Genomic DNA, 22469 nt, shown 5'->3' with positions numbered 1-22469 from the left:
TCAGGTTGAAAAAAAACGCCCAGGCAATGCCTGGGCGTTTTCTACTCACGCGAATCAGCGATCAAGCCAGTTCAGCGAAGCACTCTTCGATGATGGCCAGGCCTTTGTCCAGCAGGGCGTCTTCGGCGGTCAGCGGAACCAGGATCCGCAGGACATTGCCGTAGGTGCCGCAGGACAGCAGGATCAGACCCTTGTCACGTGCCTTGGCGACCACTTGGGCCACGGCGGCAGCGTTCGGGGTGTGGGTGCCCTTCTCGAACACTTCCACCGCGATCATCGAACCCAGACCACGGACATCACCGATGATCGGGTGCTTCTTCTGGATTTCACGCAGGCCGGCGGTCAGGCGCTCGCCAACGGCCTTGCTGCGATCCAGCAGTTTCTCTTCCTCGAACACCTGGATGACGGCCAGGGCTGCGGCGCAGGCGATCGGCGAACCGGCGTAGGTGCCGCCCAGGCCGCCTGGAGCGATGGCGTCCATGTACTCGGCCTTGCCGCACACACCGGCCAGCGGGAAGCCGCCGGCGATGGACTTGGCGAAGGTGGTCAGGTCTGGCGCGACGCCCATCTGTTCCATGGCGAAGAAGGTGCCGGTACGGCCAGCGCCGGTCTGCACTTCGTCGGCGATCAGCAGGATGCCGTGCTGGTCGCACAGGGCGCGCAGGCGCTGCATCAGCTCTTTCGGCGCGGGCAGGAAGCCGCCTTCGCCTTGTACTGGCTCGAGGATGATCGCAGCGATGTCGCGCGGCTCGGCGTCGTTCTTGAAGATGCGCTCAACCGAGGCGATGGCGTCATCGACGCTCACGCCGTGCAGCTCGCTCGGGAACAGGGCACGGAACACGCCGCCTGGCATCAGGCCCATGCCTGCGGAGTACGGCACGACCTTGCCGGTCAGACCCAGGGTCATCATGGTGCGGCCGTGGTAGCCGCCGGTGAAGGCGATCACGCCGGCACGGCCAGTGGCGGCGCGGGCGATCTTCACGGCGTTTTCAACGGCTTCGGAGCCGGTGGAAACCAGCAGGGTCTTCTTGTCGAAGTCGCCCGGGACCAGCTTGTTGATCTTTTCGCACAGCTCTACATAGGGCTCGTAGGCCAGCACCTGGAAGCAGGTGTGGCTGACCTTGGTCAGCTGCTCTTGAACGGCGGCGACCACTTTCGGGTGCAGGTGGCCGGTGTTCAGTACTGCGATGCCGCCGGCGAAGTCGATCAGTTCGCGGCCTTCAACGTCGATCACCGTGGAGTTCTTCGCCGACTCGACGAAGATCGGGTGGATCTGGCCGACGCCACGTGGGACGGCGGCGACACGGCGTTGCATCAAGGATTCGTTGGTCTTGCTCATAATGCCCTCATTCGCGCCGACTCTGACGGCGCTGTTATTCGGGGGTGGCTGGGTGTGCCTGCGAACAGTATTCGTTGATCGACTGTCACCGGCGCCCTGGCCACCAGGTACTGCATGTCAAAAAAACCAGCGAGACGTCGCTCTCGCGCCCCGCTGGCAGAGGTAAAGCCCTTAGCGCATCAGACGCTGATGCACAGGTATTTGATTTCGAGGTAGTCCTCGATGCCGTACTTGGAACCTTCGCGGCCCAGGCCCGAGGCCTTGATACCGCCGAACGGCGCGACTTCGTTGGAGATCAGGCCGGTGTTGATACCGACCATGCCGTATTCCAGGGCCTCGGCGACGCGGAACACGCGGCTCATGTCGCGGGCATAGAAGTACGAGGCCAGGCCGAACTCGGTGTCGTTGGACATGGCGATGACTTCGGCCTCGTCCTTGAAGCGGAACAGCGGCGCCAGCGGGCCGAAGGTCTCTTCCTTGGCGACGGCGGCAGTCTTCGGTACGTCGACCAGGATGGTCGGCTCGAAGAAGTTACCTTCGATCAGCTTGCCACCGGACAGCACCTTGGCGCCCTTGGAGACGGCGTCCTCGATGTGTTCCTGGACCTTGGCGACCGCCTTGTTGTCGATCAGCGGGCCAGTGGTGGTGCCTTCTTCCAGGCCGTTACCGATCTTCAGCTTGCCAACGGCAGCCTTGAGCTTCTCGGCGAACGCGTCGTAGACGCCGTCCTGCACGTAGATGCGGTTGGCGCAGACGCAGGTCTGGCCGTTGTTGCGGTACTTGGAGATGATCGCGCCCTCGACCGCCTTGTCCAGGTCGGCGTCGTCGAACACGATGAACGGAGCGTTGCCGCCCAGCTCCAGGGATACTTTCTTGATGTCCTTGGCGCATTCTTCCATCAGCTGGCGACCGATTTCGGTCGAGCCGGTGAACGACAGCTTGCGTACCAGGGAGTTGCCAGTCAGCTCGCCGCCGACTTCACCAGCGCTGCCGGTAACAACGCTCAGCACGCCAGCCGGGATGCCGGCGCGGGTGGCCAGCTCGACCAGGGCCAGGGCGGAGTAAGGGGTCTGCGAAGCAGGCTTGAGCACCATGGTGCAGCCAGCGGCCAGGGCCGGGCCGGCTTTACGGGTGATCATCGCCGCCGGGAAGTTCCACGGGGTGATGGCCGCGGTGACACCGATCGGCTGCTTGATGACGATCAGGCGCTTGTCTGGCTGGTGGCCCGGGATGGTGTCGCCATAGACGCGCTTGGCTTCCTCGGCGAACCACTCGATGAACGAGGCGGCGTAGGCGATTTCGCCCTTGGCTTCGGCCAGCGGCTTGCCCTGTTCGGTGGTCATCAGGCGAGCCAGGTCGTCCTGGTTCTCGATCATCAGCTCGAACCAGCGGCGCAGCTTGTTCGAACGCTCCTTGGCGGTCAGGGCACGCCAGGCCGGCAGGGCCTTGTCGGCGGCTTCGATGGCGCGGCGGGTTTCCGCAGCCCCCATCTTCGGCACGGTGCCGATGACTTCGCCGGTGGCCGGGTTGGTCACCTTGATGGTCTGACCGCTGTCCGCATCCAGCCATTCACCGTTGATGAAGGCTTGCTGGCGGAACAACTGAGCGTCTTTGAGCTGCATGTCGGCTTCCCTTGACCGCGCCGCGCTGGCACGGAACGTCTTGTTGATTGTTGAAAGGCGCCCCTGGTGGGGCTGCCGTCAGGAATTCTGGCACCCAAACGAGCCAAGTGTTCAATATTGGGTATTGAGCGTTTGAAATCTCAAACGAATGCTAAGCGGGTGCTGGGTGTTTGGACAATAGGCTGTTCGAAAAAAAGAACGAATGGTCTTTGGAAACGGGGCTGGCCTCTTCGCGGGCAAAGCCGGTGCCCTCCACCTCGGCCTACATCAGATTTTCCCCATTGCGCGTAGTCCATTTCCCAAAGACACTTTTGCCGCACTCAAGCCATTGCGAGCGGCCTGTGACGGGATCTAGGCTCGCCCGGTCGTTGCCAAATCAACGATCGGGTTTAGCAGCCCATCATTCTCAGGCTCAAGCGCTCACCTTGTGGTGGCTGTGCGCGGGGCACCTTCGGGTGCGCCGGGTGCCTGACTTGCCGGTCTGCTAACCCGCGTACAGCTGCCTCCATTCGTTTAGCAGCGATGACAGGCAGCTTCACTGCCGTTCAGGAGCTGTAGCCATGAAAAAACTCGTTCCCGACCCACCCCACCTCACACTCATCACCAACCCCGCCTTCTCCATCCACACCGACATGATCGCCCCCGATGCCCTGGTCCACGCCAGCGCACTGTTGCTCGGCGTTGCCGAAACCCTCGACGAACACTGCCGCGCCCGCGCCGGAGCGCCCGGCCTGAACATGCTGGCCAACGCTGCCCAAAGCGCCGAAACCGCGCGGGCACTGGTTGAACATGCCTTGAACCAGATCTGAGGGAATGTCCATGAACGATCAATCGAACCACTACACCACCGCCGGCATCGCCACATTCCTGGACATGTTCAGGGTGCAGCCCGGCGTGCCGCTGGAACGGGTGCTGGAGGAAGTCTCGGTCGTGCTCGGCTGCATCCGTGACCTGAGCGACCAGGAAGAAGCGCGCCCTGCCGCAGTAACGGCGCTGCACTACCTCAGCGCCCTGGCCAAGGGGTTGATGAATGATCTGGAGATAGCGCGCAACAGCGTGCATTGAGCCATTCAGTACTGTGGTGACCTCTTCGCGGGCAAGCCCGCTCCCACAGACTTGCCCGCGAAAAGGTCACCACAGGTCCAAAACCCCGGGAAAAACAGCCACAGATCAAGGCGATGGACGCCATCGACGCAGATGGGTATCATTGCGCCGCGTTGCACTCGTAGCTCAGCTGGATAGAGTACTGCCCTCCGAAGGCAGGGGTCGTGGGTTCGAATCCCGCCGAGTGCGCCATCTCCGAAAGCCCTGGGAAATCTCCCGGGGCTTTTTCGTTTGTGCGCCGGGTCGCGCCTCGCCCCTCCCCCGACACCGCCCATTGGTGTTAGCGTGGGCATGTTTCCTACCAATGGACATCCCTTTTAAACCCTTCGCGAAGGAATGCGTTTACCCATGCCCTTGCCCAAGCTTTCTGCCGTCTCCCTGATGCTGGCCAGCCTTGCGCTGTTCGCCGTTCCCGCCCACGCCAACCTCAGCCCGCAACAGTCCGCCGCCATCCTCAAGGCCTACGACGGCACCGACCCGGCCGACTTCAAGCAGTTCATCGACAAGCTGGCCAACAGCGAACTGGCCAAGGTCGACAAGCTCGACGAAACCCTGAAGGCCTACCTCGCCGGCAAACCGCTCGCCGCCGAGCAGCAGAACGAGATCAACCGCCTGTTGGGCCTGTATACCCGCATCAAGTACAGCAAGGCTGCCACCCAGACGCTGCGCGAGCTGGTGGAAATCCCGACCTTCCAGGTCGAGGGCCTGCCACAACACGAGAACCCCGAGTTCCACAAGATTGCCGACAAGATCAAGGCGCTGGCAGAAGACTTCGGCCTTGAGTTCCGCAACATCGACAACCGCGTCTACGAGATCACCCTCGGCGAAGGCAAGGAAGTGATCGGCATCCATGCCCACGCCGACGTGGTGCCGGTCAATCCGGCCAACTGGAAACTCGAAGACGGCACGCGCCTCGACCCGTTCAAGGTCACTCTGGTGGGTGATCGCATGTACGGCCGCGGCACCGAGGACGACAAGAACGGCATCGTCGTCGCGCTGTACGCCCTGAAGGTCGCCAAGGACGAGAAGCTGCCACTGGCGCGTCAGTTCAAGCTGCTGGTGGACACCACCGAGGAAACCTCCGGCGACGCCATTCCCTACTACTTCGCCCGCAACGCCACGCCGGACTACAACCTGGCGCTGGACGGTGGCTACCCGGTGGTGATCGCCGAGAAGGGCTACGGCACCGTCATGGCCAGCTTCAGCAAGCGCGCGGGTAAAGGCAAGGGCGCCGAGGTGATCAACCTCACCGGCGGCCTGGCGACCAACCAGATTCCCACCACCTCGGTGGCGACGCTGATCGGCGACCATCCGGCCGACCTGGCCCGACGCCTGAAGCAGGCCGGCGAGCTGTACCGCAAGGCCAATGGCAAGGACTTCAAGATCGACGCCGTTGTCTCCGGCAAGCAGGTGATCCTGACCGTGACCGGCGTCTCCGCGCACTCCTCCTCGCCACAGTCGGGGGTCAACCCGGTGGCACGCATGCTCGACTTCCTCAACGGCTTGGGCGACCGCGTGCCGCTCAAGCACAACCACATCACCGATGCTGCCCGCTACGCCGCCGACAACTGGGGGCTGGACTACCTGGGCAGCAAACTGGGCGTCGGCTTCAAGGACGATTTCATGGGGCCGCTGACCGCCTCGCTGACCTACGTCGGCCTGGACCAGAAAGCCCTGAAGCTGGCGGTGAACCTGCGCATCCCGAAGGGCAAGCCGATCGACACGATCAAGGACGAACTGGGTGACAAGCTCGGTGAGTGGGCACGCACCAGCCACACCTCGGTAGCCTTCGAGTACACCCTGGACGAGCCGATGTACCGCAACCCCGAAGGCGAATGGGTCAAGGCGCTGCTGGATGTGGCCACCGAGAACCTCGGCCTGCCCCACGAGTTCGGCACCTCTGCTGGCGCCACCTCGGTGCACGACCTGCCCAACGGCGTACAGTTCGGCCTGTCGATGCCCGGCGTGAAGTACACCGGCCACAACGACAACGAGTTCAAGACCGTGGAGCAGTTCATGCTGGACCTGCAGGTGATCAGCGAGATGGTCGCGCGCATCGGGCAGATGCCCAAGCTCTGAGCGAATCCCGGCGAGGGCCGTCCGCCGGCCCTCGTGCGCTTCGACCAATGACGTTTTTCAATCGCCTCGATGCCGTTTCCTGCATTGCCGTGCAGAGCGCGGTCCCGGATGCTTTATTTATTCCAGGACAGCGCTTTTTCCACCCCCGAGGCCCCCATGAAGAACGTCGAACAGATTCTCAAGACCAAATCCCAGCACCAGACCGTCTACACCATCGGGCCTGACGAGTCGGTGCTCGACGCGCTGAAGCTGCTGGCAGAAAAGAACATCGGTGCGCTGCCCGTGATCGAGAACGACCAGGTGGTAGGCATCGTCAGCGAGCGCGACTATGCGCGCAAGCTGGTGCTCAAGGGCCGCTCGTCGGCAGCCACGCCCGTGCGCGAGATCATGAGCTCGCCAGTGGTCACCGTGGAGCCCAAGCAGAATCTCGAGTACTGCATGAACCTGATGACCAACCGTCACCTGCGCCACCTGCCGGTGGTCGATCATGGCAAGCTGCTGGGCCTGCTGTCGATCGGCGACCTGGTCAAGGAAACCATTGCCGAACAGGCCAACCTGATCCTGCAACTGGAACAGTACATCCGCGGCGAATGAGCTGCCGGCTCAGTGGTAGGCGCGCTCCAGTTCGTCCAGCTGATGGTCGAAACTGCGCAGACGCGCCGACCAGGTGTACACCAGCACTTCCAGATCACGATTGAGCACTGCGGTATTGCCGCCGTCACGCCCCTGCGGGTCGCACAGGTCGAGCTGGTAGCGCTCGCGCGCCATGGCCGTGGCCACGCTCGACAGGTCGCGGGCATTGGCCAGCCAGTGGTGATGGTGATCGTGCACTTCTCGGTCCAGCTCGCGGCACTGGCGCTTGAGTGCGTCCAGGCACTGCTCCAGTGGCGTGCCCTTGAGCTCGCCCATGACTTCTTCGAAGGTACGCCCCGAATGCCAGTAGCTGCCCCAGAAATAGCGGTCGAACACTGTTTCGACCCGACGCAGGGCGACCTTGGTGTTCCAGATGGCCACCAGCGTTCGGCCCTGAGCCACTTCACGCTTGTTCAGGTGCAACTGCTGCCAGGCGATCCACGCCAGGCCGCAGAGCGCCACCGCCGCGGTGACCGCAGCGGCGGCATACAGGAACTGCACCGCCTGGTTCATCTGATGGGTGTGCCGGATACCGTAGAAGTAGCCAGCAGTCAGGGTGCCCAGGATCGTCACGGTGCACCAGAAGCCTGGTGCGTAGGGATCTTTCATCGCGCTATCCCCTTTTTGTTTTCCTGAGCATAGCAACGCTGAAATCAACCATCAGGTGCCACTCGGCGCTTTATTTGCGCGGGCGACGCAAGGCCTCGTTGAGCTGATCGAACGGCACGGCCCAATCGGCGTCCTCGATGATGCTCTCTTTCAGAAAGGCTCGCTGCGCGTCGCTCCAGAACGGCGCGTCCACCAGCTTGATTTCGTTCTTGAGCGGCGAGTGCGAGGCGATGAACTGGTCGATGCTCACGGCATCGTCCGCCAGGCCCAGTTGCTTGAACAGCTCGGCGAAGGGGTGAATCGGTGCGTCCATGTGTCCTCCTCGATTGCACAGGTTAGGGGTTGCCTGCGGTAGACCGCGCCCTGGCCGCAACGACTCGATCGATATGAGCGCCACAGGCCCTCGGCAAGTTTAGGCCCTCTGCGTACAGGCGCAGCTAGACTTGAACAAGAGGGCCCTGAGATGACCACGCTGATCGCTCGCTGCTGGCGCAGGTTCTGGCTGTTGCTGATCCTCGGCGTCGCCGGGGCGGGCCAGGCTGCGGCCGGTCAGGACGTCTGGCTGCTGGACATCGACGACGCCATCGGCCCGGCCAGCGCCGACTACCTGCTGCGCGGGCTCGACCAGGCACAGGAGCAGCAGGTGCAACTGGTGGTGATCCGCATGGATACCCCGGGCGGTCTCGACATCGCCATGCGCCAGATCGTCAAGGCGATCCTCGCCAGCCCCGTACCGGTGGTCACCTATGTGGCCCCCGGCGGTGCACGGGCCGCCAGCGCCGGGACCTATATCCTCTACGCCAGCCATGTGGCGGCCATGGCCCCCGGCACCAACCTTGGGGCGGCGACGCCGGTACAGATCGGTGCTGGCGACAAGGGTACGCAAAAGCCTGGCGCCACCAACGCTGAGCAGGACACCCTGGAGCGCAAGCAGGTCAACGATGCCGCGGCCTACATCCGGGGGCTTGCGCAACTGCGCGGGCGCAATGCCGACTGGGCGGAAAAGGCCGTGCGCGAGGCGGTCAGCCTGTCGGCCGAGGAAGCCTTGCGCCTGAACGTCATCGATCTGGTCGCCACAGACCTGCCGGGCCTGCTGCAACGCCTGGACGGCAAGACCCTGGTCGCCGCTGGCGAAGCCCGCCCGCTGCAGACCGCCAATGCCCGCGTGGTCGAGCACCTGCCGGACTGGCGCACCCGCCTGCTGGCCGTGATCACCAACCCCAGCGTAGCGCTGATCCTGATCATGCTTGGTGTGTACGGGCTGCTGTTCGAGTTCATGAACCCGGGTTCGGGCGTAGGCGGTGTGGTCGGCGGTATCTGCCTGCTGCTGGCGCTCTATGCCCTGCAGTTGCTGCCGGTGAGCTATGCCGGGGTAGCGCTGATCCTGCTTGGAGTGGCGTTCATGGTTGCGGAGGCGTTCCTGCCCAGTTTTGGCGTGGTCGGCTTCGGCGGCATCGTCGCCTTCGTGGTCGGCGCGGTGATCCTGATGGACACCGATGCGCCGGGCTTCGGCATTCCGCTGACGCTGATCGTCGCCCTGGCCGCGGTGTCGGCGCTGCTGCTCGGCGGTGTGCTGGGCATGGCCGTCAAGGCTCGACGGCGCGCGCTGGTCAGCGGCGATGCCGGGCTGGTAGGCAGCCTGGTGACCGTCACCCAGGTAACGCTCGACAACCCGTTCTGCGGCTCGGTACAGGCCCAGGGCGAACAATGGCAAGCCCGCTGCACCACACCGCTGCAGCCCGGCCAGCACGTGCGGGTCATCGCCCGGCGCGGCGTGGTGCTGGAGGTCAGCGCCAGTGCGCCCTCGGCGCAAGGAGAGTAGAGATGTTCGTTCAATTCGGATTTGGCACCTTGCTGGTGCTGCTGGCGCTGCTGCTGATGTCGGCGCTGCGCATCCTGCGCGAGTACGAGCGCGGGGTGGTGTTCCAGCTCGGCCGCTTCTGGCAGGTGAAGGGGCCGGGGCTGATCATCCTGATCCCCGGCATCCAGCAGATGGTGCGGGTCGACCTGCGCACCGTGGTGCTGGATGTGCCACCGCAGGATGTGATCACCCGCGACAACGTCTCGGTCAAGGTCAATGCGGTGGTGTACTTCCGCGTGCTCGATCCGCAGAAGGCGATCATCCAGGTGGAAGACTTTTTAAGCGCCACCAGCCAACTGGCCCAGACCACACTGCGCGCGGTGCTGGGCAAGCACGAGCTGGACGAGCTGCTGGCCGAGCGCGAGCAGCTCAATCTCGATATCCGCCAGGTGCTCGACGCGCAGACCGACGCCTGGGGCATCAAGGTGGCCAATGTCGAGATCAAGCATGTCGACCTCAACGAGTCGATGGTCCGCGCCATCGCCCGCCAGGCCGAGGCCGAGCGCGAGCGGCGGGCGAAGGTGATCCATGCCGAGGGCGAATTGCAGGCGTCGGAAAAGTTGATGCAGGCCGCGCAGATGCTCAGCAAGGAGCCGGGGGCGATGCAGTTGCGCTACATGCAGACGCTGGGGTCGATTGCCGGGGACAAGAGCTCGACCATCGTGTTTCCGTTGCCGATGGATCTGCTCAAGGGCCTGGTGGACAAGGATCGATAGAGATCGCTGCGCAGCCACGCCCCCGTAGTTTCAGATCGGCGCCCGACGCAGGGTCGCGAGGAATGTCGCCGCACCGATGAACAGGCCGGCGAACGTGCGGTTCAGACGCTTCTGCTGTTTCGGCGTGCGCAACAGGCGCAGCACCCGCGAGGCCAGCCCGGTGTAACCCGCCATCACCAGCATGTCGACACTGATCATGGTGGCGGTGATCGCCAGGTATTGCGCCAGCAATGGCTGGTGCGGGTCGATGAACTGCGGCAGCACCGCGAGCATGAACACCAGCGCCTTGGGGTTGCTGACGTTGACCAGAAAGCCTCGGAACACCAGGCTCAGTGGCTTGCCGATGGGCCGCACGGCGGACTCTTCGCTCATGTCCATCGGCAGCGCACGCCATTGCCGGTACGCCAGGTAAACGAGGTAGGCGACACCGAACCACTTGATGATCTGGAAGGCGGTGGCCGACGCGGCGAGGATCGCGCCGACACCGGCGGCGATGATGGCGATCTGCACGATCAGACCCAGTTGCAGGCCCAGGGCGTTCCAGTAGCCACGCCAGAAACCGTATTGCAGGCCGCTGGACATCGAGGCGATTGCCCCGGCCCCCGGCGACAGGCTGATGACCCAGCACGCGGCAAAGAAGGCCAACCAGGTTTCCATCGACATCACACACCTCGCTCGAACGAATGTTGCAAAACGTTAAGCTAAGGTTTTGGTGAAAAAATAACCAGCGGAATTTGTGGCGGGAGCCTGGTTTGTTTTGTGCCTGTACCGGCCCTATCGCGGGCAAGCCCGCTCCCACAGGCCTCAGCTGTATTCAGCGTCAGCGTGGTGTCTGTAGGAGCGGGCTTGCCCGCGATAGGGCCGGCAGAAGCTCAATCAGTCTCGGCCGATGTGCCGTTGCTGACGCCCGGCACCTCAGCCCCGCGCCAACGCCGCACCGACTTCTGGAAGAACTGGCTGTTGGGCACCTGCACCAGCGCCCCACCCGCCTCCGGCGTTTCCATCAGCGTGGTGTACAGCAGGTTGATCGCGATCACCCGTCCCTTCACCCCCGGCTTGTCGAGGGTATCGACCAGCTCGACCACGTCGCCAATGCGAAACGGCCCGACGGTGAAGATCAGCACGGCGCACAACAAGTTCGACAGCACGCTCCAGATGGCGAAGAACGCCACTGCCGCCACCGCGACGAAGCCCGACAGGGCCGTCCACAGCACCGTGGCCGACACTCCCATGCGCTCCAGCACGAACAGCAGCGCACTGCCCATGATCAGCCAGCGCAGACCGCCGCGCACCGGCACCAGCAGCTCCGGCGGCAGCGGGTAGCGCTGGCCGAGACGGCTCAAGGTACGGGCCACAATGCGCTGCAGCACGAAGGCCAGCGCCAGGATCAGCAGGATCTGCAAACCCAGCCAGAATGCATCCATCCATTGCCCGGGCAACAGCGAGCGCAGCTGCTCCATCAGGACAGCGCCTCCAGCTCGGCCTGCATGCTTTCCAGCGTTTCCAGGGCCTCCATCCAGGCCTCTTCAAGCTCGCCTTCGCGCTGCTTGAGTTTGGTCTGGCGGGCCAGCAGGTCGCGCAGTTCATCCTTGCGGGCGGCGTCGTAGAGGCCACTGTCACCCAGCGCGGTCTCGATCTCGGCCAGTTGCGTGTGCACCTGGCCCAGTTCGCTCTCCAGCTTGTCGGCGGCCTTCTTGTGCGGTGCCAGTTGCTGACGCAGGGCGGCGGCGGCCTGGCGCTGGGCCTTCTTGTCGGTCTTGTCCGGATTGACCGGCGTGTTGCTGACCGGAGCCGTGCGCTGGCGGTAGTCGATCAGCCAGCGGCTGTAGTCGTCCAGGTCACCATCGAAGGTGTCGACCTTGCCATCGGCCACCAGCAGGAAGTCGTTGGTGGTGCTCTTGAGCAGGTGACGGTCGTGGGACACGACCACCACGGCACCAGCGAATTCCTGCAACGCCATGGTCAGGGCCAGGCGCATTTCGAGATCGAGGTGGTTGGTCGGCTCATCGAGCAGCAGCAGGTTTGGCCGCTCCCAGGCGATCAGCGCCAGGGCCAGGCGGGCCTTCTCGCCACCGGAGAAGTTGACCACCGGCTCGTCGATGCGATCACCACGGAAGTCGAAGCCGCCGAGGAAGTCGCGCAGGGTCTGCTCGCGCTCGGCCGGGGCCAGGCGCTGCAGGTGCAGCAGCGGGCTGGCCTTGTCGTCCAGCGAGTCGAGCTGATGCTGGGCGAAGTAGCCGACAGCGAGGTTCTCGCCGCGCGACAGGCGCCCGGCCAGCGGTTCGAGTTCGCCGGCCAGGTTCTTGATCAGGGTGGACTTGCCGGCACCATTGGGGCCAAGCAGGCCGATGCGCGCACCGGGGGTGAGCTGCAGCTTGACCTTCTCGAGGATGGTCTTGTCGCCATAACCCAGGCGCCCTTCGGCGAGGTCGAGCAGCGGGCTGGAGATCTTGTGGGCTTCGCGGAAGACGAAGTCGAACGGCGAATCGACATGCGCCGCCGACAGCTCCTCCATGCGCTCGAGGGCCTTGATCCGGCTCTGCGCCTGGCGGGCCTTGGTGGCCTGGGCCTTGAAGCGGGCGATGTACTTTTCCATGTGCGCGCGCTGCGCCTGCTGCTTCTCGTAGGCCTGCTGCTGCTGCGCCAGACGTTCGGCGCGGGTGCGCTCGAAAGCGCTGTAGCCGCCCTTGTAGAGATTGAGCTTGCGCTGTTCGACATGCAGCACATGGTCGACCACGGCATCGAGGAAGTCGCGGTCGTGGGAGATCAGCAGCAGCGTGCCCGGATAGCCCTTGAGCCAGTCTTCGAGCCAGAGGATCGCGTCGAGGTCCAGGTGGTTGGTGGGCTCGTCGAGCAGCAGCAGGTCGGACGGGCACATCAGTGCCTGGGCCAGGTTCAGGCGCATCCGCCAGCCACCGGAGAAGTCGCCGACGCGGCGGTCCATCTGCTCGGCGGTGAAGCCCAGCCCTGCCAGCAACTTGCGGGCGCGGGCGTCGGCGGTGTAGCCGTCGGCACTGTCCAGCTCACTGTGCAGACGCGCCAGCGCCGTGCCGTCATGGGCCTGCTCGGCAGCGGCCAGGTCGGCCTGGACCTTGCGCAGTCGCAGGTCGCCGTCGAGCACATAGTCCACCGCCAGGCGATCGAGGGTGTCGACCTCCTGGCGCATGTGGGCGATGCGCCAATCGGCGGGGATCTGGCAATCGCCGGCGTCGGGCGACAACTCACCGCGCAGCAGGGCGAACAGGCTGGATTTGCCGGCACCGTTGGCGCCGATGAGGCCGGCCTTGTGACCGGTGTGCAGGGTCATCTCGGCGCCTTCTAGCAAGCGCTGAGGACCACGCTGTAAAGTGAGGTTGGATAGTCTGATCATGATGGTCGCGGAGTCTATCAGCTTCCGGGTGGCCCACACAGGCCACTCGATCATTGGCGCGAGACGAATCATGCACAGCGAGTTATGGAACCACGCCCTGGCCCTCTACGGCCGTCCAGGGGTCGAGAATGCCTGCCTGACCCTGCAGGGTCTGGGCGGCGATGTCTGCCTGCTGTTGTGCGGCACCTGGCTGCAGGCGCGGCGGGTCGCCCCTGATGCGCAGCGGGTGGAGGCATTGCGGCAACTGGCCGGCCCCTGGCAGCAAGAGGTGGTTACACCCTTGCGCGCGCTGCGTCAGGCGTGGCGTGCACAGGCACAAGGCGATCCGCACCTGGTGGCATTACGGGAGCAGGTGAAAGGGTTGGAACTGGAGGCGGAGCGAACCTTGCTGGCGCGCTTGCAGACGTGCGTCGCAACGTGGTCGGCGAGCCCGGATGGACACGCCGACGATTGGCTGGACCGGCTGGCGCCGGACCAGGCCCGTGACCACGACGCGCTGCATCAGCTGCGCGCCGCGGCCAGAGCGCTTCAGGACGCCGAAGACGGCGACTGAGCCGGGGTGCTGGCCGGAGCCGATGGCGCTGGAGAAGCCGGAGTGCTGCTGGCAGCAGGAGCTGCGGGCTTGGCTTCGACAGGCTTGGCAGGAGCCTTGGTGGCAGCTGGCTTGGCGGCAGGTTTCGAAGCGGGTTTGGCTGCAGGTTTCGCAGCCGGTTTTGCCGCTGCTGGCTTCGCGGCAGGTTTGGCTGCCGCTGGCTTGGCTGCTGGTTTGGCTGCTGACTTGGCAGCCGCTGCAGGCTTGGCTGCAACCGGCTTGGCGGCGGCTTTGGCTGGAGCTTTGGCAGCAGCGGGCTTGGCAGCAGGTTTAGCGGCTGCCGGTTTGGCTGCTGGTTTGGCGGCAACCGGCTTGGCTGCAGCTGCCTTGGTCGCAGGCTTGGCCGCAGTTGCTTTGGCTGCTGGCTTGGCCGGGGCCTTGGCCGCAGCAGGTTTGGCCGCAGCGGTTTTCGCAGCAGGCTTGGCGGCTGCCGCTTTGGCCGGTGCCTTGGCAGCGGCAGGTTTGGCGGCGGCTTTAGCAGCAGGCTTGGCAGCGGCGGTTTTCACGGGTGCCTTGGCGGCGGGCTTGGCAGCAGGAGACTTGGTGGCAGGCTTGGCAGCCGCGACCTTGGTGGCAGGTTTTGCAGCAGTCTTGGCCGCAGGCTTGGCTGCCGCACGCAGGCCGAGTGCCTTGCCAGCGGCTTCACGCACCTTGCCGACACCCTGAGCCAGTTTCAGGCTCTCCTGGGCATCACGCTTGAGTTGCTGAATATAAGTACGCGTCTGAGTCTGGCGATCTTTCAGCGAATCGAGCAGTGCTTCAAGTTCACCGATAGCCCCCTGGGCCTTGCTTTGTGCCTTGGCCTTGCCGGCCTTGGCAGAATCCTGCAACTTCAGACGGGCATTGTGCAGTTTCTCCTGCGCCTTGCCGCGTTGTTTTTCCAACTTGGCGAGCAGTTTCTCTGCATCCGCCAGCGCTTGCGAGCAAGCCTCTTCCAGATGTTCGAGCAGGCTACCGGAAAGTTGCTGGAGCAGATGCAACGGCGTACTGACGGGCTTCTTTTTAGCCGACATGGCTTACCTCCTGGCTGACGAGATTGCGGCTCATACTATGCTTCTGCTGCTACCGCCGCTAGGGCATGTTGACAGTATTGTTTGCGCCGCGTTGCATGCCTGGGCAAAGTTGTTATCTTGCAGCTCGGTGCAAGTGTAGTAGTCGATTAAATGATTGCCGACATTTACTCATTGGCCGGCAACAAAGGCTGGCATACTTCGCCTTCATCGCCGCAGGAGTTGCCCGTGCCTCGTTATCTGATTCTCGGCTTGAGCCTGTTGGCAGCCTCTGCCCTGGCCGCCCCCGAAACACCCCCCGCCAATGACCAGGACCTGGCCTACAGCCTGGGCGCAAGCCTTGGCGAACGCCTGCACCAGGAGATGCCCGGCCTGCAGCTCGATGCGCTGGTAGAGGGGCTGCGCCAGGCCTATCAGGGCCAGCCGCCGCGCATCGACAAGACGCGCATGCAGGCGATTCTCCAGCAGCATGACGAGCAGGCCAACGCCGCCGCGCAGCAGGCGCAGGTCGACAAGCTGCTGGCCGCGGAAAAACGCTTCATGGCCAACGAACGCGCCCGCAGCGGTGTACATGAACTGCCCGAAGGTGTGCTCTACAGCGAGCTGGCCAGCGGCAGCGGCGCGCAACCCAAGGCGGGTGGAAAAGTGCAGGTTCGGTATGTCGGCAAGCTGCCGGACGGCTCGGTGTTCGACCAGAGCCAGCAACCGCAGTGGTTCAGCCTGGGCTCGGTGATCGAAGGATGGCAGGTGGCATTGCCACACATGAAGGCAGGCGCCAAGTGGCGACTGGTGATTCCGTCGGCGCAGGCTTATGGCGCCGATGGGGCGGGCGACCTGATCGCGCCCTATACCCCGCTGGTGTTCGAGATCGAACTGCTGGCAGTTGGCGACTGAGACAGGCCGTCAGGCCTGTACCGCACCCTCTTCCTTGTGCGCGTTGTGCAGCACTTCGATCAGGCAGTCTTCGAGCTCGAAGCGTTCGTGCAACAGGCCGCCCAGCTTGCCGAGCTTGTCGGCGAAACGTTCGGTATCCTTGCACTCGCCTTTCTCGCAATGGTCATTGAAAGCCAGAGCGATCTGGGTGATGTCGTTGATCCGGGGATTGATTTCCTCGGCCAGTTTGAGCGCCTGCTCGTCGCCGAACGCCTTCGCTTCAGTGACCAATTGCTCGCTGACCTCGAAGTGCCAGGCCGACACGTAGTCAACCAGGATCGCGCAGAAGTCGCGGTTCTTGTCCTTGTCGGCGAAGGCTGGCTTGGCATCGCGCAGCGCGCGGAAGGCCTGCACCAGTTCATGACGCTCCTCCAGCCAACGGTCGATCAGCTTGTGAACCCCGCCCCATCGTTCCTGGGCGTTCTGGCAACTATCGAGCATGGCAGTCTCATCCCTAGCTGGGCAGATGCCGCTGCACCTCGCGTCACAACTGCGCGACACAAAGGTGACATCCGCAGAGCGGCATCGAACCGTATGTTTTCAATGTGCGTGCAGGGGAGATTATTCCCGCGCGTGCTGACCATCAAGGTACGCAGAGGACTAAGTTCATACAAGCGTTTGATGCCCACACACAGGACCATTGGTCGCGCAATTGCGCTGGGTCAACTGCCGCCAGGGTTGCGGAAACGATACGCCAGCAGGCAGTACAAGGGCAGCGCCGTGAGCAGCAGGAAGGCCATCAGGCTCCATTCGGGGAGCGTGAGGTCCAGGAAGCTCCAACTGATCGAAACACATTCGGAGCTGCCGACCAGCAGACGTTCCAAGGCCTGTGTCCAGGAGCGCTGAAGTGTCTGCGCGAAAGGTTCGGGGGTAATCGCAAGCCACTCGCCCTGCAGCCACACCTGCCGTGACGCAAGGGCGACACCGGCACTGGAACAACCACCTGCCAGCCACGCATAGACCCGCGTGCCGGCTGCACCCGGGGCATGCAGCATGGCGCACAGGCAAACCAGCGCGTAGCACACCAACAGCAGGCGCTGGGTCAGGCAAAGGGGGCACGGAACCAGGCCAAGCCAGTTCTCAAGCACGATCGCCCCGCCCAAGGTGGCGAGCGAGACGAGGAAGGCTGCAAAGAACAAAGGGCGCGAGCGAGCCTGCGACATGAGCGACGGAAATCCCGGAAGAGCAGTAGTGGCGTGAAACGGTAGAGGAAAGAGGATCGCTGTTTCAAGTTGCTACAGTGGGGACAAATCGCTGATTGGAAGGGAAAGTTTTCTAATCTTGGTAGGACATATCCGAAGGTCAGCCACTGCGCAGATACTGTCCTACCACTGCCAGGGGAAACACCAATCGGATGTGCCCGATAGCAACACAAGACAGCACCTGCAGCGGGCGCTGCCTTGTGTTGCTGTCGGGCTACGCAACGCCCTGGCGAACTCAGGACGCGTGCACACCCTCAGGCAGCGGCAAGGCCAGCAAGCGCTCGTCAAGCAGGCCAAGGCCCTCCTGGAACAGCTGGTTGCTGCGCTCGGTCTCGCCCAGCCCGGCCAACAGCCGCGCAAGCTCGGCGCAGGTTTCCGGGTTGCGCTCCATGCGCAGGCTGCTTTCGAGGTAGTCACGCGCCTTGCCCCACAGGCGGTTCTGCAGGCTCAGGCGCCCCAGGGTAAGCAGCAGGCTGGGGTCTTGCGGATGATCCTTGAGCCAGCCTTCGGCCGTCTGCAACTGGCGCGCCGGGTCATCGCCACGTACCAGGCCATAAAGGCGCGCCAGGTGGCTTTCGAACTGACGCTTCAATGCGGTACGCAACACCTGCTCGGCGTCACCCTGGGCGCCAACCTGGCGCAGTTGCTCGGCATAGGCCAGCACCAACTGCGGCTCCTGGCGCTGGGCCGAGGTAAGCTGTTGCCAGGCGCGCTCCAGCGATTGGCGGGCGGCTTGAGAGTCCTCGCCGCGGGTTGCGGCCAGTGTCAGGTTCTGGCCCCAGGCACGCTGCTCCAGTTCGGCCAGCTCGTTGCCCGGCAGCACCTTGCCCTTGCGCAGATCCGGCAGCAGGCGAATCAACGCCGGCCAGTCACCACGCTCGCGGTGCAGACGCTGCAGCAAGCGCAGCACCTGGGCGTTGTGCGGGTGCCGCGCCTGCATCGCCAGCAGGGTTTCCAGGGCACCGTCGCTGTCGCCGCGGTCCATCTGCAACTGCGCATGGGTCAGGGCGATGCCCAGCTCCGCCTGGGGCTGACGCTCCAGGGCACGTTCGAGCAGGTTGTCGCTGTCTTCGGTGCGCCCCTGCTCGTTGGCCGCACGGGCAGCGCCGAGGTAGTAGAGCAAGGGTTGGCGCTCGGCTTCGGCGGCGCGGTGCAGGTGGCGTTGGGCACTGGCCCAGCGACCCTCGGCGAGGTCCAGTTGGCCCTGCTCGATGGCGACACGCACCCGCCGGCTGCGATTGCGCCGTGACCAAGGGTTGACCACCCCGCTGGACGCCAGCACCAGGCCAACCACGTAACGCAGCAACAGCAGCGCCAGCACCAGCACCACCAGTGCCGCGAACGCCGCCCACAGCCCTGATTGGTAACGGAAGCCACCATAGGCGATCAGCACGTAGCCACTGTGCTTGGCGATGGCCACACCCAAGGCCGCGGCGATGACGATCGCCAACACTGCCAGCAGGTAGACACGCTTCATGGCTTGCCCCCTTCGCCTTCGGCCGGCAGATGGCGCCGCTGGATATAGGCCTGCACGGCGGCGAGGCTTTCGCTCAGGTCAGGCACCACCACCGAGACGGGCTGCTCGGCCAGTGCGTTGAGGCTGTCGAGCATGGCCTTGCTCTGCGGGTTGTCCGGGTTGAAGTTGGCCAGCAGCACGCTGCGCGCATCGTCCAGCGCCTGGCTGTAGACCTTGGCCTGGCCATTGAGCGCCGCCCACTGGGCCTGCTCGATGGTGAGGCTCAGCGCGAGGCGCAGCTGGTTGAGCGATTGCCCGGCCAGCAGCGGACGCACGTTCTGGTCGGCGTCGAAATCGATCTGGAAATACTTGGAAATCTCTGCCCACCACCGGGACAGGCGGCTCGCACCATCGCCGTCGGCGGTCAGCGCACCAAGGGCGTCGGCATCGCTGTTGAACTCCGGTGACTGGGCACTCAGTTGCTGTACCTGCTCGCGCTGGGCGGCGAGCTTGAGGAACAACCCGGTACGGTCGGGTTGCTGGGTGCTGTTGAGCGTCGCCAGGCTGCGCGCCAGTTGCTCGCGCGCCGCGAAGGCACCTGGGTCGCTCTGCTCGCGCAGGATCTCGTCGGCACCTTCGACCAGCGCCTTGGCGCTGGCGATGTCCTGCAGTGCCGACAGGCGCAGGGTAGCCAGGCGCAACAGATGCTCGGCCTCAGCCAGACGCCACTCCTTGCGGCTTTCGCCAAGCACGGTTTCCAGGCGCTGGCTGAGCCTTTGCTGGTCACTCTGCAACTGTGCAACCAGCCGACGGCGGTCTTCGAGTTCGCTGGCTGCGGGCAGGGTCGCCAGTTGCGAGCCGAACTGCTGCTGGCGTTGCTGCAGCGCTTCGGCGCGCTGGTTCAGCGCCTCGATATGCTCACCCTGGCCCTGCTCGCTGCCTTGCAGCTGGTGCACCTGCCATGCGCCCCAACCACCGACGGCCACACCGGCTGCGCCGATCAACAGCGCCAGCAGGGCCAGGCCATTGCCGGCGCGCTTGGCCGGCTGCTCGACGGGAGTCTGCGGCGCATCGAGCGCCGAAGGTTGTTCGTTGTTGGACAAGACAGTCTCGCTCACGTATCCATCCTTTGCATGGGGGCGTCGTCGCAATCCGCTCGACGCCTTAGGAGGCAGGTGCAGCGCTGCGCTGCACGGCTGCCAGCAAGGCCGCGGCGCTCGCGCCACGGCAATCCACAACCTGTTGGGCGCCTGCCGCCCTGGCCTGTTCGGCCACGCGCGGGCTTGGCACGAACAGCGCAAGCCCCGCCAGACGCGGCCAATCCGCACCGGCCAGCTGGAGCAGGTGTTCGAAGCCCTGCCCACTGCTGACCACCAGCCCGTTCAAGCGTTCCGCTTGGATCCGGCGCATCAGGCTGCCTGGGGGATAATCCGGCAGGCGACGTTCATACAGTTCCAGATAATCGACACTAGCACCTTGCTCACCAAGACGCTCGGCCAGCCATTCACGACCACCAACACCACGGGCAATCAGGACGCGTGCTGTAGGAAGCGCGATAGCCTCTCGCAGGACAGACAGGCCGAGCAAGGCCTCGCTATCATCACCCTCTGTAGGGAAAGTCACCTGCAGATGGGCGGCCTGGAGAATGCGCGCCGTCGCCTCCCCCACGGTGAACCAGCCCTGGGGCGGCGGCTTGATGCCCTTGTCGGCGAGCCGCTCAAGCAGCAGACGCGCCGCTGGCTTGCTCACGACGATGATCGCCTGGTACTGATCGATGCCACCCAGTCTCGCCTGGGCCGTTCGATCCAGGGCCAGCGGGTCGATCGCCAGCAAGGGCAAGCGGCTGCTGGCGATTCCAGCAGCCGCCAGGCTCTGCGCCAAAGCCGCGCACTCCTCTTCGGGGCGGGTCAGCAGCAGGCGCCAGTCGCTCACGGATGGCCCGCCTCGCCGTAGACATCCTTGAGGATCGCCTCGGCGCCCTGCCCCAGCAGGTCCTCGGCCACCTGCACGCCCAGGGTTTCGGCGTCGGCACGCGAGGCGCGGGCATCCGCCATCAGTAACGTCCCGCCGCTGGGCTGGCCGACCAGGCCACGCAGCCACAACTGATCGCCTTCGAGCACGGCATAGCAGGCGATCGGCACTTGGCAGCCGCCGTTGAGGTGCTTGTTCATCGCCCGCTCGGCCTTCACGCGGTCAGCGGTATCGGGATGGTTGAGCGGCGCCAGCAGGGCGTGGATCTCGTGGTCAGCGCTGCGACACTCGATGCCGACAGCGCCCTGGCCGCCGGCCGGCAGGCTGTCATCGACACTGATGCTGGAGGTGATGCGGTCTTCGAAGCCCAGGCGGATCAGGCCCGCTGCAGCGAGGATGATGGCGTCGTACTCCCCCGCATCGAGCTTGGCCAGGCGCGTGTTGACGTTGCCGCGCAGGAACTGGATCTTCAGATCAGGGCGACGCGCCAGCAACTGGGCCTGGCGGCGCAGGCTGGAGGTGCCGACGACGCTGCCGGCCGGCAGCGCCTCGAGGCTGTCGAAGGTGTTGGAAACGAAAGCGTCGCGCGGGTCTTCACGCTCGCAGATGCAATACAGGCCCAGACCTTCGGGGAAGTCCATGGGCACGTCCTTCATCGAATGCACGGCGATATCGGCTTCGTTGTCGAGCAGGGCGGTTTCCAGCTCCTTGACGAACAGCCCCTTGCCGCCGATTTTCGCCAGGGGCGAGTCGAGCAGCTTGTCGCCGCGGCTGACCATTGGCACCAGGGTCACGACCAGGCCCGGATGGGCCTGCTCAAGGCGAGCTTTGACATAGTCGGCCTGCCACAGGGCCAGGGCACTTTTACGGGTGGCAATGCGGATTTCGCGAGTGGACATTTAACGCCCCGAAGCAGAGAAATGCCGCCGATGATAACAGTTCCCCCAGCCTCGCTAGCAGATCCAGGTCATCACCTGGCCCGGCCATCCCTGGCAGCAGCCGTCATTCGCCTCGGTCAGAGCGTCTGCATCATCTTGCGTACGCCGGCCACATGTCGACGGCTGACGGTCAGGGCATCACCGTCAAGGCCTTTGAGAAACAGCTGGAAATGCCCCAACGGCGTGCGCTGCAGGCGCTCGATACGTTCACGGGCCACCAGGGCGTTGCGATGGATACGCACGAAACGCTCGCCGAATTCGTCTTCCAGCGATTTCAGCGGCTCGTCCAGCAGCACTTCGCCTGACTCGTGACGCAGGGTCACGTACTTGTGGTCGGCAATGAAGTAGATCACCTGGGGCAGGGGAATCAGCTCGATACCCTTGCGCGTTCGCGCACTGATATGGCTGCGCGGGCCGCCTCCGCCTTCGTTGGCCGGACGGGTCAGGGCGGCGAGCTGGGTGCGGTTGGGCTTTTCCGCCTTGCGCAGGGCATCGCGCAGGGCCTGGGGCTGGGTCGTGCGGCCGACATGGCTGAGGGCACTGTGGCTGAACGCCTCCTGCTCGTCGTCATCGAGGCAGAACACCAGCGCCGGTGGCGCCTCGCGTTCGCACAGGCGTGCTGCCACCTGCAAGCCATCGAGGCCCGGCATGCGGGTGTCCAGCAGGACGACATCGGGTTTGAGGCTGTCGATCAGCGCCAGGGCCTCCTCGCCATTGGTGGCGCTGGGCTCAAGCACCGTATAGCCCTCGAGTTCACCGAGCAGTCGGCTCAGGCGCTCGCGGGCCTGGGGTTCATCATCAACGATCAGGACATTCATAATTGCGCTGGATTCCTGAGTGAGTCTCGCAGTGGGTACAAGCGTAGACAGGAGTCGGTGACCGTTGTAACGGTCACGCTACAGACCCATGCGAAGGCCAAAGATTCACTGGTCTGGCAGAATCGCTGCCAGTCCTCTGTCCAACTGTAGACGGTCCGTGGAACACTGCCGTTCAATCGTTGAATATCCTGTGGCGCCCGCCCACCCTGCGTACAC

At 64.4% G+C, this 22469-nt stretch carries 23 protein-coding genes and 1 tRNA gene; 9 read left to right on the top strand and 15 right to left on the bottom strand.

The window, feature by feature from the left end; all coding sequences use genetic code 11:
* Nucleotides 1-61 precede the first annotated feature (61 nt).
* Both gabT and gabD read right to left on the bottom strand, forming a co-directional pair.
* On the bottom strand, nucleotides 62-1339 hold the full coding sequence (gene gabT / locus ACK3BK_RS01190) for a 4-aminobutyrate--2-oxoglutarate transaminase (protein ID WP_186667396.1): 1278 nt from the start codon (nucleotides 1337-1339) through the stop codon (nucleotides 62-64).
* A gap of 179 nt (nucleotides 1340-1518) precedes the next feature.
* On the bottom strand, nucleotides 1519-2961 hold the full coding sequence (gene gabD, locus ACK3BK_RS01185) for an NADP-dependent succinate-semialdehyde dehydrogenase (protein ID WP_054891643.1): 1443 nt from the start codon (nucleotides 2959-2961) through the stop codon (nucleotides 1519-1521).
* Between the two features lie 560 nt (nucleotides 2962-3521).
* Between gabD and ACK3BK_RS01180 the strand changes: the two genes are divergently transcribed.
* The 5 genes from ACK3BK_RS01180 (at nucleotide 3522) to ACK3BK_RS01160 (ending at nucleotide 6738) form a co-directional block, all read left to right on the top strand.
* Nucleotides 3522-3770: a hypothetical protein gene (locus ACK3BK_RS01180; RefSeq protein WP_411383590.1), complete on the top strand. Its 249-nt coding sequence runs from the start codon at nucleotides 3522-3524 to the stop codon at nucleotides 3768-3770.
* Between the two features lie 10 nt (nucleotides 3771-3780).
* On the top strand, nucleotides 3781-4026 hold the full coding sequence (locus tag ACK3BK_RS01175; protein ID WP_186667394.1) for a DUF3077 domain-containing protein: 246 nt from the start codon (nucleotides 3781-3783) through the stop codon (nucleotides 4024-4026).
* A 154-nt stretch (nucleotides 4027-4180) separates the two neighbouring features.
* Nucleotides 4181-4257 (top strand) — tRNA-Arg (locus tag ACK3BK_RS01170).
* 156 nt (nucleotides 4258-4413) lie between these two features.
* On the top strand, nucleotides 4414-6144 hold the full coding sequence (locus ACK3BK_RS01165; protein ID WP_411383589.1) for a dipeptidase: 1731 nt from the start codon (nucleotides 4414-4416) through the stop codon (nucleotides 6142-6144).
* Nucleotides 6145-6300: 156 nt separating this feature from the next.
* A complete protein-coding gene (locus tag ACK3BK_RS01160; RefSeq protein WP_411383588.1) occupies nucleotides 6301-6738 on the top strand; it encodes a CBS domain-containing protein in 438 nt (145 codons plus the stop codon).
* 9 nt (nucleotides 6739-6747) lie between these two features.
* Here the strand turns inward: ACK3BK_RS01160 and ACK3BK_RS01155 are convergent, their stop codons facing one another.
* Nucleotides 6748-7386: an NADH:ubiquinone oxidoreductase subunit N gene (locus ACK3BK_RS01155; RefSeq protein WP_186667391.1), complete on the bottom strand. Its 639-nt coding sequence runs from the start codon at nucleotides 7384-7386 to the stop codon at nucleotides 6748-6750.
* A 70-nt stretch (nucleotides 7387-7456) separates the two neighbouring features.
* Nucleotides 7457-7699, bottom strand: coding sequence for a DUF2789 domain-containing protein (locus ACK3BK_RS01150; protein ID WP_186667390.1), 243 nt, complete (start codon nucleotides 7697-7699; stop codon nucleotides 7457-7459).
* A 159-nt stretch (nucleotides 7700-7858) separates the two neighbouring features.
* Between ACK3BK_RS01150 and ACK3BK_RS01145 the strand changes: the two genes are divergently transcribed.
* Together ACK3BK_RS01145 and ACK3BK_RS01140 are read left to right on the top strand one after the other, a co-directional pair.
* Nucleotides 7859-9208 carry an NfeD family protein gene (locus tag ACK3BK_RS01145; RefSeq protein ID WP_411384434.1) on the top strand — a complete coding sequence of 450 codons (1350 nt, stop codon included), beginning with the start codon at nucleotides 7859-7861 and terminating at the stop codon, nucleotides 9206-9208.
* Between the two features lie 2 nt (nucleotides 9209-9210).
* Nucleotides 9211-9963: a slipin family protein gene (locus ACK3BK_RS01140; protein WP_411383587.1), complete on the top strand. Its 753-nt coding sequence runs from the start codon at nucleotides 9211-9213 to the stop codon at nucleotides 9961-9963.
* A gap of 30 nt (nucleotides 9964-9993) precedes the next feature.
* Here ACK3BK_RS01140 and ACK3BK_RS01135 read toward each other — a convergent pair whose 3' ends face one another.
* The 3 genes from ACK3BK_RS01135 to ACK3BK_RS01125 form a co-directional block, all read right to left on the bottom strand.
* Nucleotides 9994-10626, bottom strand: coding sequence for a LysE family transporter (locus ACK3BK_RS01135; RefSeq protein WP_054891623.1), 633 nt, complete (start codon nucleotides 10624-10626; stop codon nucleotides 9994-9996).
* Nucleotides 10627-10835: 209 nt separating this feature from the next.
* Nucleotides 10836-11423 carry a mechanosensitive ion channel domain-containing protein gene (locus ACK3BK_RS01130; RefSeq protein ID WP_186711059.1) on the bottom strand — a complete coding sequence of 196 codons (588 nt, stop codon included), beginning with the start codon at nucleotides 11421-11423 and terminating at the stop codon, nucleotides 10836-10838.
* Nucleotides 11423-13333: an ATP-binding cassette domain-containing protein gene (locus tag ACK3BK_RS01125; RefSeq protein WP_411383586.1), complete on the bottom strand. Its 1911-nt coding sequence runs from the start codon at nucleotides 13331-13333 to the stop codon at nucleotides 11423-11425. The genes ACK3BK_RS01130 and ACK3BK_RS01125 overlap by 1 nt, the downstream gene beginning before the upstream one ends.
* Nucleotides 13334-13403: 70 nt before the next feature.
* Here ACK3BK_RS01125 and ACK3BK_RS01120 point away from each other — a divergent pair, with 70 nt between their 5' ends.
* Nucleotides 13404-13886 (top strand): TIGR02444 family protein, encoded by a 483-nt coding sequence (locus tag ACK3BK_RS01120; protein WP_411383585.1) that lies wholly within the window; start codon nucleotides 13404-13406, stop codon nucleotides 13884-13886.
* On the opposite strand, the gene ACK3BK_RS01115 is transcribed toward ACK3BK_RS01120, so the two are convergent.
* On the bottom strand, nucleotides 13862-14938 hold the full coding sequence (locus tag ACK3BK_RS01115) for an AlgP family protein (RefSeq protein ID WP_411383584.1): 1077 nt from the start codon (nucleotides 14936-14938) through the stop codon (nucleotides 13862-13864). The two genes, ACK3BK_RS01120 and ACK3BK_RS01115, sit on opposite strands and share 25 nt — an antisense overlap.
* Before the next feature lie 225 nt (nucleotides 14939-15163).
* Between ACK3BK_RS01115 and ACK3BK_RS01110 the strand changes: the two genes are divergently transcribed.
* Nucleotides 15164-15829, top strand: a complete 666-nt coding sequence (locus ACK3BK_RS01110) for an FKBP-type peptidyl-prolyl cis-trans isomerase (protein WP_186667384.1) — start codon at nucleotides 15164-15166, stop codon at nucleotides 15827-15829.
* A 9-nt stretch (nucleotides 15830-15838) separates the two neighbouring features.
* On the opposite strand, the gene rsd is transcribed toward ACK3BK_RS01110, so the two are convergent.
* The 7 genes from rsd to ACK3BK_RS01075 all read right to left on the bottom strand — a co-directional run bounded on the left by rsd (nucleotide 15839) and on the right by ACK3BK_RS01075 (nucleotide 22253).
* Nucleotides 15839-16309 (bottom strand): sigma D regulator, encoded by a 471-nt coding sequence (gene rsd / locus ACK3BK_RS01105; RefSeq protein ID WP_186667383.1) that lies wholly within the window; start codon nucleotides 16307-16309, stop codon nucleotides 15839-15841.
* 221 nt (nucleotides 16310-16530) lie between these two features.
* Nucleotides 16531-17031 carry a disulfide bond formation protein B gene (locus ACK3BK_RS01100; protein WP_186667382.1) on the bottom strand — a complete coding sequence of 167 codons (501 nt, stop codon included), beginning with the start codon at nucleotides 17029-17031 and terminating at the stop codon, nucleotides 16531-16533.
* Between the two features lie 274 nt (nucleotides 17032-17305).
* Nucleotides 17306-18547 carry a heme biosynthesis protein HemY gene (locus tag ACK3BK_RS01095; protein ID WP_186667381.1) on the bottom strand — a complete coding sequence of 414 codons (1242 nt, stop codon included), beginning with the start codon at nucleotides 18545-18547 and terminating at the stop codon, nucleotides 17306-17308.
* Complete coding sequence (locus ACK3BK_RS01090; RefSeq protein WP_186667380.1) at nucleotides 18544-19644, bottom strand: uroporphyrinogen-III C-methyltransferase; 1101 nt, start codon at nucleotides 19642-19644, stop codon at nucleotides 18544-18546. Before ACK3BK_RS01090 ends, ACK3BK_RS01095 begins: the two co-directional genes overlap by 4 nt.
* A gap of 46 nt (nucleotides 19645-19690) precedes the next feature.
* Entirely contained in the window at nucleotides 19691-20458 is a 768-nt protein-coding gene (locus ACK3BK_RS01085; protein ID WP_186711065.1) for a uroporphyrinogen-III synthase, read from the bottom strand.
* Entirely contained in the window at nucleotides 20455-21396 is a 942-nt protein-coding gene (hemC, locus tag ACK3BK_RS01080) for a hydroxymethylbilane synthase (protein WP_288375910.1), read from the bottom strand. The genes ACK3BK_RS01085 and hemC overlap by 4 nt, the downstream gene beginning before the upstream one ends.
* 116 nt (nucleotides 21397-21512) lie before the next feature.
* Nucleotides 21513-22253, bottom strand: coding sequence for a LytR/AlgR family response regulator transcription factor (locus tag ACK3BK_RS01075; RefSeq protein WP_186667377.1), 741 nt, complete (start codon nucleotides 22251-22253; stop codon nucleotides 21513-21515).
* Nucleotides 22254-22469 lie beyond the last annotated feature (216 nt).

Origin of the sequence: Pseudomonas sp. L7 (assembly GCF_046605565.1) — a bacterium.
Taxonomy (GTDB): Bacteria; Pseudomonadota; Gammaproteobacteria; order Pseudomonadales; family Pseudomonadaceae; genus Aquipseudomonas; species Aquipseudomonas wayambapalatensis.
Note: the sequence above shows the minus strand (reverse complement) of the source record. Positions and strands in the feature narration are given on the sequence as shown.